Source organism: Acidicapsa acidisoli (genome assembly GCF_025685625.1).
GTDB classification, from domain to species: domain Bacteria; phylum Acidobacteriota; class Terriglobia; order Terriglobales; family Acidobacteriaceae; genus Acidicapsa; species Acidicapsa acidisoli.
On record NZ_JAGSYI010000004.1, the window covers coordinates 800,546 to 810,590 of the forward strand.

The window sequence follows — 10,045 nt, forward strand, 5'->3', positions numbered from 1 at the left end:
TTGTTTTTTGTCGGAAGGTAGGGCCGGTCGATTCACCGGCCCTTTGTTTGGGTTGGCTAGCTGTGAACCAGCTCCGCCGGAACTTCCCAGCCGGGATGAACCGTGGGCGAGGCGCCGTGGACCATTGTGTAGGCGTATTCGACACCCATGCCGTAACCACCGGCATAGTGCTTCACAACATCCATCACGGCGTCATACGTACCCCTCTTTGCCCAGTCGCGCTGCCACTCAAGCATCACCTGAATCCAAGTAACCGGTTTTGCTCCCGCCTGCTCGACCCGTCGCATCGCTGCCTGATGAATCCTTTCGTCCAGGTCACCGCACAGATCCTCAAGGACATAAACCTCATAGCCATCGTGGATCGCCTGAATCGTTGGAAATGCTACGCATACCTGGGTCCAGAGACCAGCGAGCAAAATCTTCTTGCGCCCTGTCTTCTTCACCGCAGCTACGAACTTCTCGTCATCCCATGAGTTCATGAAGCTGCGCTCAATCGGCACTTGATCGGGATAGATTGCCTGCAATTGAGGCCAGATATTTCCACTAAACGATTTTGTTTCAACAGTGCTCAGGATCAGGGGAACATCGAAGATCCTGGCGGCTTTGGCAAAGCCCACAACGTTGTTGATGAGCGACTGTCTGTCGATGCTGGTGACACCAAACAGCATTTGCGGCTGATGATCAATCAGGGTGATGACACAGTTGTCCGGCGTCAGCAGCCCCTTTTCGCTTCTTGGCTCCAGTTTCATGTTCCCTCCAATTCCTTTGCATATTCGTGACGGTGGCTCGCTGGCTCTTGCCTCAGCTGAGTCCAAATCCCTGAGTGATTCTCGCGGTAGTTGCGACTTAGCTGACACGCCAGACCGAGTCAAGAGTTTCGTCCTCATTGGGTTGACCCGTTCAGTCAGGTCCTGACGTTCAAATTGAAGGAATGCCGTTCCGCATTGGTGCATTTTGGATCGAGGACCTGCGATCAATGAACGCGATAGTAGAAGAAGGAAAAGAGCATGGATATTACATGCTTCTGGTAATTGCATTACATGTTTCTGGTAGTTACAACTGAACAAAAGCGTGGAAGGATGATTTCGGCCGCAGCTCGAAAATGCGCTCGCGGCCTTGGACTCATTCCCCAGCTGAGGCGGACTCACCGCTGATGGCTAGGATCTGGCTCTTCACAGAATGGAAGCGGCAGGAGCGAAATTCACAGTCGGCTACAGGTCCTGCTTGAGTTCCGGCGCGATTGGACGCGGCATGAAATATACGCGGCGCTCGTCACAGCGTCGAGGAAGATCGTAGCGGATAAGAGCGGCTTGAAGTTGACTGCTGCATTAAGGGAACTGGAGGGATACCTATCTTGAAGACTTTTTCTGCTATTTTCACGAAGACTTTGAGCTTTCTGGTTCCCACGGTCGTGGGCACGATTATCTTCTTCGTGATCATTGGTGTGTTCGGACTTGGGTTTGCGATCGCAGGGCTGCTTGTCACTGTCATTGGTGCCGCGATCATCGTGCGCCAGCTTCCTGGGGAAGGAGACGCGAGATGACTCTGAATTCCGCTACGCTTGCCCGGGTGCAATTCGCCTTCACGGTGAGCTTTCATATTATTTTTCCAACGATGTCCATTGGGCTTGCCATGTTCCTTGCGGTAATTGAAGGGCTATGGCTCAAGACAAAAGACGAACTTTATTTGCAAATCTATCGTTTCTGGCTCAGCATTTTCGCAATGGGTTTTGGAGTCGGTGTTGTAACCGGCATCGTTCTCTCATTCGAGTTTGGTCTGGGCTTTGCTCGGTTCGCACAGCTTGCCGGGCCGGCGATTGGTCCGATGATTGCACTCGAGGTTCTAACTTCTTTCTTTCTTGAGGCCGGATTCCTCGGGATCATGCTTTTCGGTATGCATCGAGTTGGTCCGAAACTCCACCATTTCGCTACTTGCATGGTGGCACTTGGTACTTTGTTGTCGGCTTCATGGATTCTCTCCGCAAACAGCTGGATGCAGACTCCGGATGGTGTGGCGGTTCAGAACGGTCGTTTGGTCGTGATCGACTGGTGGCGTGTCGTGAACAACCCATCCTGGTTGGTCCGCTTGCCCCATATGCTGTCCGCCGCATACCTTACAGCTTCCTTTCTGGTGGCCGGGGTCGGCGCGTTTTACTTATTGCGCGGCAAGCATCTTGCATTTGCGAAAAAGAGCGTTGCGCTTGGCACAGCGTTCGCAACTGTGCTTATCGTGGGGCAGGTCTTTATAGGCGACATTCTCTACGGTACGATGCTCAAACTCCAACCCTCAAAGATGCAGGCAGCCGAGGGTTTTTGGGAGAAGGAATCAGCATCCCCTGCACCATACTACTGGGTGATTGTCCCTGACCAGAAGCAACAGCGTAATCGCCTCGCTGTTGGTGTCCCGTATCTGGGCAGTATCTGGCTCACGCACAGCCTTCATGGTCGCGTGCACGGGCTGGCGAACACTCCGCAGGACCAGCAACCGATCATGGGCATGGTCTTTTATGGATTGCGAATTATGTACGGTATCGCCATTCTGATGTTCGCCGTAGCGATAGCCTCTTTGTGGCTTAGATGGAAACGCCGGCTCTTCATAGCGAAATGGTTCCTCCGCTGTCTTGTGGTCATGACACCTTCGGGTATTGTCGCGACGCTTGGAGGATGGTATCTGGCCGAGACCGGCCGCCAGCCCTGGGTCATATTTGGCATGTTGAGAACCGTCGATGCCGTTTCGCCCGTCCCAGCACAGACGTTGCTGGCGACGCTGATCGCGTTTTTCTGCATCTATGCTTTCTTCATGGCTGCATTTCTCATTTTCGTAGCGCGTATCATCCGGAGGGGCCCGGAGTCGAGCCCTGCCCATGCCGAGGCCTCGGGGTCTCTCAAGAATGCACTCCGTCCACTGGTGTTAGACAGCGCGAACGCCAATGTCGCGTTAAGGAGATAGCGAGATGAACCTTCCCCTCCTTTGTGCCGGATTTGCTGCACTATCAGTAACGTTTTATGTGTTACTCGATGGCTTTGATCTCGGAGTGGGCGCCTTGCTCTTGTTGCAACCGCACGAGAAATCGAGAGACCATATGGTCGATTCCATCACGCCGACGTGGGACGGCAACGAGACTTGGCTGATTATGACCGGCGTGACGCTGTTGGCGGCTTTTCCGACTGCCTATGGCATTCTCATGCCCGCCCTCTATATTCCGATCATCGTGATGCTGCTGGCGCTGGGTTTACGCGGAGTCTCATTCGAGTTTCGCGCCCAGATGAAGCGCTACCGCCGTAGGTGGGACGCGATCTTTGCCATCGGTTCAATCGTCGCAGCGTGTATGCAAGGACTCATTCTGGGCGATGTGCTCCAGGGTATATCGGTCGATGGCGTCACGTTCAGCGGCAGCGTCGTTGATTGCTTCCGGCCTTTTCCGGCACTTTGCGCCATTTGCGTCGTTGCAGGATATGTGGTCCTTGGCGGCTGTTGGCTTCAATTGAAAGCGACAGCGTTGCTCCACGGGTTTTCGGCGCGGGCGCTGCACATCGCGCTGCCGCTTTTCTTTATGTCCTTTTGTGTTGCTGCCGGAATCTCGCTCTCCGTTCAGCCCGGTATCCTGACGGCATGGCAAGCTCATCCCATCTTGCTCGCAATAGCAAGCTGCACAATGCTGGCAGCAACTATTGTTCTCTTTGGGAGTATCGGGAAGCGCCCTGACATTCGTCCCCTGGCTGCGGGCCTGGTAATGATCGCTGCTGGAATCGCCGGAATCGCTACTATTGTGTTTCCAATGATAGTGCCATTTCGAGTTTCCATTTGGACTGCGTCAAGCTCTCACCTGAGCCAGATATTCGTGCTCACCGGAGCAATCCTTGTCACACCCGTGGTTCTCGGATATTCCTTCTTTGCTTACTGGGTATTTCGTGGCAAGACACCGGAGAAGGGATGGGACGCATGAGTACGCAGAAAAGGCAGTTCCTGTGGTTCACGGGAATTTACATGAGCTCATTGATCGTCTTTGCCTTGGTCACGTATTTACTACGAACTGCTTTACGGCTCCTTTGATGGGTCAGCGGACAACCGCGCTTTCCATGCGATGTATTCAAAGGGAATCAAGATCTACCAACCGTGACGTAAGAGTCAGGAGCTTCAGGAGGAAGTAAGGCTATGTATCGCACTCGCCGTCTCTTCACTTTGGTCTTGCTCGTTTTCAGCTTCGCGAACCGCTCGGAGCTCGGGTGGGCGCGGAGCCCGCAAGGCAGAGCCTCCGTTTCAAACGTCGCCATCGGACCGCAGTACGACACTACCCATGTCTACGTCGCGCCATCGGACGTGAATGCATTTGTTGCGAGCTTTCTGGGCACCTTCGGAGGCAAGAGCACGAACCAAGTCGTTGCCACGGTGACGCCGACCCCCAGCAGTACTACATCGCAACTGCTGCAAACACCTGTTGGGACTGTATCGCTGTTCGGGTTCAAGACGCCGATACCCGCGCCCTTCGGCGCGGAGCGCACGGGATATCTTATCGCGAACATGGATGCAGCGATCAAGGCAGCACGGGACAGCGGAGCAGAAGTGGTGGTGACGCAGTTTCCGGATCCGATCGGCGTGGATGCCGTGATCCAGTTCCCGGGCGGTGTGATGACGCAGATCTACTGGCATACGAAGGCGCCATCGTATGCGCCCTTTGCGCATGTGCCGGAGAATCGCGTGTATGTGTCACAGGATGCCGCAGACACGTTTCTTCGTAGTTTTGTGGCCTTCTCGAGCGGATCGGTTGTGTCCGATGAGAGCGCCGCGCCGGGAGACGAGATCGGCAAGCCCGGCACGACGTTTCGCCGGATTGGAGTAAGTTCTACTTTTGGCAAGCTTCTGGTCCTTGTCACCGACGGTCACTTGCCGTATCCCTACGGGCGAGAGACTACCGGCTACGAGGTGGATGATTTGGCAGCAACGCTTGAGAGGGCATCGTCTCTTGGAGCCAAGGTCCTGGTTCCGCCTCTCAACTCCCATGGGCGTATGTCGGCGATTGTGCAATTCCCAGGAGGCTATATCGCTGAGATTCACTCGCCCGTTTCTGCAGCGAACCATTGACCGCAGCGCAGATTGACAGTGCAAGATAGCGATCTCTCATTATGGCGATTGCGGTCGATCGTCGTTTCAATAACTAACATTGAACCGTCAAATCAGGAGAGTCCGATGAATGGAATTGAGACGTTATTGAAACCTGAAGACTGTGTAATGCTGCTTGTGGACTTGCAAGCAGGCCTCGGATTTGGCACAGAGTCCATTTCCCGGCAGGTGCTGCTTAACAATGCGGTCGCCCTCGCCAAGACGGCTGTAGCATTCGGTGTGCCGGTGATCGCCACAACATCCGCGTCAAAGGTCTACAGCGGGCCGTTGTTCCCGCAAGTCCAGGCAGCGCTTCCTGATGTAAAGGCGATTGAGCGCCGAAACATGAATGCATGGGAAGACGACACCGCACGCGGCGCAGTTGAGGCCACGGGCCGCAGGCGATTGCTCGTTGCCGGTCTGCTGACGGAGGCCTGTGTCTCGTTCCCGGCGCTCTCAGCCGTCAGGGAAGGGTATGAAGTGTTTGTCGTAGCCGACGCTTGTGGTGGGCTCACACCGATCAGCCACGAACTCGCCTTGCGAAGGCTGGAGCAGGCGGGTGCCCAACTCACGAACTGGATTCAGGTACTTCTCGAGTTTCAGCGCGACTGGACACGCCACGGCACTTACGAAGCGGCTCGCGCCATCGTCGTCGAAAACGGTGGCGGATATGGCATGGGACTTGCCTATGCTCGCGAAATGATCCATCCAGGATAGATATAAAACTTGAGTTCGGGCGCCACGCTATTCCTAGACCTTGGCGCACCTCTCCCATGGACGATGCAGAAGCCTGAGGTTCAAACAAGAAAGGAACCAGTCATGCAACACGTCCATCGTCATGGAATCCTCGGCCCAAAAGGTCTACTTACACCGGGGAAAATTTATCTGCGATCCTCATTGGCGGGATCGCCGTCCTGCTTGCAGGCCAAAGCGCTTACACGCAGGGGGGCAGGAAGCAAATAAGGTGCTCGATGCTGCGGCGGCCTTCGGCGACTGGCAGAATGACGCACCGAAGGTCTCAACTGTTTCAGCGCCGAGTAACTTCTTGCCCTCCTCCGCGGTCAGCTAATTCCCGACACTCACTCCCAGCCAGCGGACGTCCTTCACGCTGAATGCCTGCCGCAAGATCCGGGCTAACAAGTCCGCAATCGGATGCTTCATACGCCAGCCGGCGTATCGCAACTAATCTCAGGTTAATCGTCGACGGGGCGTACGGGTACTGTTCGAGTGCGATTCGGTAGCGTGTGACCACGATCCTATTGACCAGTCGACCTAGGCTTGAAACCGGCTTTGCGATGATTTGGTATACGGCTACGTCGGCAACGGATTCCGGGCAGGCACGTGTGTGGGATGCCGATTATTGAGTTGCTCTGAGCTAGAGATGATTCTCGACAGTTGAAAAAGGAGCACCTTGCCAAAATGCATCCCTTAAATCGTAGGTCGCTCCGAGTTGTGCTTATCTAAGGTCCGAGATGCGCTCACGAAATTCGTTTGAGTAATATGGACAGGCAGTTCGGAGGCGATACTTGAGAATCTGGTCTCTCCTGCTTTTGCTGGCATCAAGCCCAGTCGCCGCTGGTCAGAGCGTCGACATGAACACTGTCTCTGCTCCTCAATCGAGGCAGCCATCTCAGGTCAAGCAGGATACTGACGAGTTGAGGCAGCAGCTCGACATAGACGAAGCCGCGTTGTCGAAGATTCCGGCCGATCCGCTTGTCCACCCCGATCCCCTGGCGCCAATCTTTGAGCCGGTCGACAAGCTCACGGGTCTCCTCTCTCAATTGGCGCACATGAAATTTGGGGCAACATATACGTTTCTGAATCAGTACGCGACCATTACGCCGGACGGCATCAGGCATAACCAGTTAGGCGGGCGCCTCGATTTTACCGGAGCCTTGCGCGTGTACGATCACGGAAGTACCGCCGGATCAATCAGCCTGCTCGTTCGCTCCGGCACAAATATCGGCCGCAGTCAGCAATTCAACCTGAGTGACAGCCTGGGCTCAGGCCTCTATCTGAACTGTCTGCAGGGCGGCGGTCCTCAGGAGCCAATCACCCTGAACATCCTCTACTGGCGGCAGGATTTCCTCAAGAAGAGGCTCTCATTTTATCTTGGCAAGATCCATCCCAATGAGTTTGTCACTCTCAGCATGTTCAACAACGACGAGCGAACGCAGTTCTTGAATGGGGCCAACGATGGCAACCTGGCGGTCGCTTACGACGGAACCTACGCCGGCGGCGGCGCGGTTGAATTCCAGGCGACCCGCCATGTTTACATTCACGCCATCGCTGTGGATACGGAGGGCGCACAGCAGAGAAATATCGATACGCTCGTCGATCGAAAATATGCGGAAGGCGTGGAAGTGGGCTGGGCTTCAGGATCACTCGGTGAGCAATACCGGCATTATCGGGTCGGTATGTGGCGGGACGACACCAAGAGCAGCGGGAGCGGTTATGGAGGCGCCGTTGGGTTGGACCACGAATTTTACAATGGCTGGACTCCGTTCGGGAGGTTCGCCCTCAGTACCAGCACAGGGACCGCGATTAAGCAAGTCGAGGGAGTCGGTCTGGCTAAGGTGCACCCATTCGGACGTCGCGGAGACCTGTTCGCAATGGGATTCAACTATAGCGAAGCCAGCCACGGTAAACATCATGAGAGCGTGTTTGAGTCCTTTTATCGCCTCCGCCTCACTCAAAGGGTAAACATTGGCCCGGATCTTGAAGTCTCCATCCATCCCACTTATGCAACCAAAGCCTACACCACGACTCTGCTCGGCGCGAGGATGGAGATCATCTTCTGAGGGTGTTGAAATACAGTCCCAGACGCCGATGTTTCGTTGCGAGATTTTGCAACTCCTCACTCATAAGCTGACGTGGAGAGGGGCCGAATGATGACTTCAGACCAAGGCGCTCATTGACCCATTGAGATCGACCTGTGTCTTCGGTAAGTTGCCGAAAAACCGGCTTCTCGGACAAGTGCCCCAGACGCCTGCTGCGGCCTTGCCGACTCAAGCTTTGTGAACGATAAAATCCATTATCGCGGATCACTTCGTCGGCAACCCGAAGGCAGGTTGCCGTGTCACCTATCCGATTAGCCGGTTTTACGTCCAGGTGGATTGGATTTGTAAACACTGGCCAACTCCATGGGACCGATCCGCTGAAGGCGATGGAAATGATGGCCATCCGCGATCAGCACAATGTAACTTCGCTTAAGCATGGTCGCCAGAAAACCGGATGCAGATTACTACTCCCACGATCAAATTGCTGAATCTGAGCTTGTCACGAACGAATAGGGGAGGACCGGGAGCGGAAGACCGACGGAAAGATATCCGCAGAACAATGCGGCGACAATGCCAAATGCGGGACGTGAAAGATGATCCTTTATGCCGCCTGGCGATGTGGTCAGCTCAACTGTGGGCTTGGACATGACAACCTCAAGGCTTGATGAAATCGAAAGAAAGTGCCGTCCGGTGATTGCCAGGCGGCACAAGAAGGTCAGCCCTTGTAGGTGACGCCAGTGGCGAAAAGGTCTGGAAGAAGACCGCTCACCCGAAGCAGGTAGTCACGTGAGGCTTCCACCTCTGTTTGCAGTTTGACGAGGTCAACATTGATGAGCTTGCCAGCCTTCTTCCGGAGTTGGCCAGCAACCATCACCGTATCGACGTCGGAGCGATCAACCGCCTGCACGAGGGTTCCGATAGCGTTGCTAACGGGGAAGACTAATCCAGTCGAAATCACGGATCTGGACTTGTGAGTTGGAAATCGACTCGGTGTGGCCCCGCACACCTTCGACCGAAGGGCGTTCCTGGATTCTACTCATTGCACAGCGAAGACCAGTACCTCCGCACACGTTGTCCCATGCGGCGGCACAGCCACGAAATACTCTTTCAGTTCCGGCACCAATAAACCGGTCTTGCCCAGCGGGCCAGTGGGAATCTTCCCGATGGCCTGATAGTGGTCCGCGTCGATTTCCTTGAAGACGTTTACGAACCCTTCCCCGGCGGCCGCGTAAATTCTTTGGCTTGCGGGATCGAATACCATGTCGTCGACCCCGGTAGAGATCGGAAGGTTCTGCAGCACCTTTCCGGTATTGGAATCCAGCACATTCATGTTTCCATCACGGCACGCGGCGAAGAGTCTATGGTTTTTTTNTTTTTTTCGTCCATCGCGACGGACACATTCACCTTACATGTGAGCGGCCAGACGGTGGCTACTGCCTGCTTCTCGCGATCGATCACGCCAATAGAATTCTTCTCAGTCATATTCAGAAATAATCTCGATCCTGATTTCTCGACGACCATGGCCTCCAGGCGATTGGAATCAATCTTGATTTGACCTACCCTCTCGCCCGTATCGGTGTTCACGATTTCCAGGAACGTGCGGTTCAGTTTCGCATCGAGGCCGCCGTCCGCGATGTACAAATTATGTGTCACGGGGTCATACCCGGTCGCATCCGAATCGGCCAGGAGCTTCACGGTCTTCAGCAGTTCGTACGTGGTTCCGTTGAAGATTTTCAAATCGCCGTCGGAACCGTCGGTCACGAAAATTCTGTCAATGTCGGCGCGGTATACGACCGAATGTCCGACGCCGATTCCCTTGATACTGTGCACAAATTGGCCGCTGCGAATATCGTAGACCTCGATTGTCTTATTATCTTCCGGGACGACGAAGAGGCGATTATTTTTCAGGTCTGCTGTCAGGTGGTCGAAATGGTTCTGAACTCCGACCATGCGCGTCGTGGTCAGATTCCTGGCGAGTTGATCCGCCGAAACGTCGGGTTCACCACTGTGAATATCCGCAAGCTCGATGGTCTTGACCAATTTCAGTGGCGGCGTATCCTCGGCAAATACGAAAGCTCGCGGCGCTGCCCCCGCGATAGCGAGTGCGGCAAACCAGAAGAAATACCGTTGGTACGAACGCATCAATCCCTCCCACCCTTCAAAAC

General features: G+C 54.7%; 9 protein-coding genes. 6 read left to right on the forward strand and 3 right to left on the reverse strand.

Annotated elements, in window-relative coordinates; genetic code table 11:
- Nucleotides 1–56: 56 nt before the first annotated feature.
- The gene (locus OHL23_RS25125; protein ID WP_263354775.1) at nt 57–749 is read right to left on the reverse strand and encodes a hydrolase; all 693 of its coding nucleotides are present in this window, start codon (nt 747–749) and stop codon (nt 57–59) included.
- Between the two features lie 605 nt (nt 750–1,354).
- Between OHL23_RS25125 and OHL23_RS25130 the strand changes: the two genes are divergently transcribed.
- From OHL23_RS25130 to OHL23_RS25155, 6 genes are all read left to right on the forward strand, one after another.
- Nucleotides 1,355–1,543: a hypothetical protein gene (locus tag OHL23_RS25130; protein ID WP_263354776.1), complete on the forward strand. Its 189-nt coding sequence runs from the start codon at nt 1,355–1,357 to the stop codon at nt 1,541–1,543.
- The gene (locus OHL23_RS25135; protein WP_263354777.1) at nt 1,540–2,949 is read left to right on the forward strand and encodes a cytochrome ubiquinol oxidase subunit I; all 1,410 of its coding nucleotides are present in this window, start codon (nt 1,540–1,542) and stop codon (nt 2,947–2,949) included. Before OHL23_RS25130 ends, OHL23_RS25135 begins: the two co-directional genes overlap by 4 nt.
- A gap of 4 nt (nt 2,950–2,953) precedes the next feature.
- Entirely contained in the window at nt 2,954–3,946 is a 993-nt protein-coding gene (gene cydB, locus OHL23_RS25140; RefSeq protein ID WP_263354778.1) for a cytochrome d ubiquinol oxidase subunit II, read from the forward strand.
- 209 nt (nt 3,947–4,155) lie between these two features.
- Nucleotides 4,156–5,082 carry a VOC family protein gene (locus OHL23_RS25145; RefSeq protein ID WP_263354779.1) on the forward strand — a complete coding sequence of 309 codons (927 nt, stop codon included), beginning with the start codon at nt 4,156–4,158 and terminating at the stop codon, nt 5,080–5,082.
- A gap of 105 nt (nt 5,083–5,187) precedes the next feature.
- Nucleotides 5,188–5,817 (forward strand): hydrolase, encoded by a 630-nt coding sequence (locus OHL23_RS25150; protein WP_263354780.1) that lies wholly within the window; start codon nt 5,188–5,190, stop codon nt 5,815–5,817.
- An 809-nt stretch (nt 5,818–6,626) separates the two neighbouring features.
- Nucleotides 6,627–7,901, forward strand: a complete 1,275-nt coding sequence (locus OHL23_RS25155) for a carbohydrate porin (RefSeq protein ID WP_263354781.1) — start codon at nt 6,627–6,629, stop codon at nt 7,899–7,901.
- 694 nt (nt 7,902–8,595) lie between these two features.
- On the opposite strand, the gene OHL23_RS25160 is transcribed toward OHL23_RS25155, so the two are convergent.
- Nucleotides 8,596–8,838: a hypothetical protein gene (locus OHL23_RS25160; protein ID WP_263354782.1), complete on the reverse strand. Its 243-nt coding sequence runs from the start codon at nt 8,836–8,838 to the stop codon at nt 8,596–8,598.
- A 78-nt stretch (nt 8,839–8,916) separates the two neighbouring features.
- Nucleotides 8,917–9,210 (reverse strand): YncE family protein, encoded by a 294-nt coding sequence (locus tag OHL23_RS25165; protein WP_263354783.1) that lies wholly within the window; start codon nt 9,208–9,210, stop codon nt 8,917–8,919.
- Nucleotides 9,211–10,045: the final 835 nt, after the last annotated feature.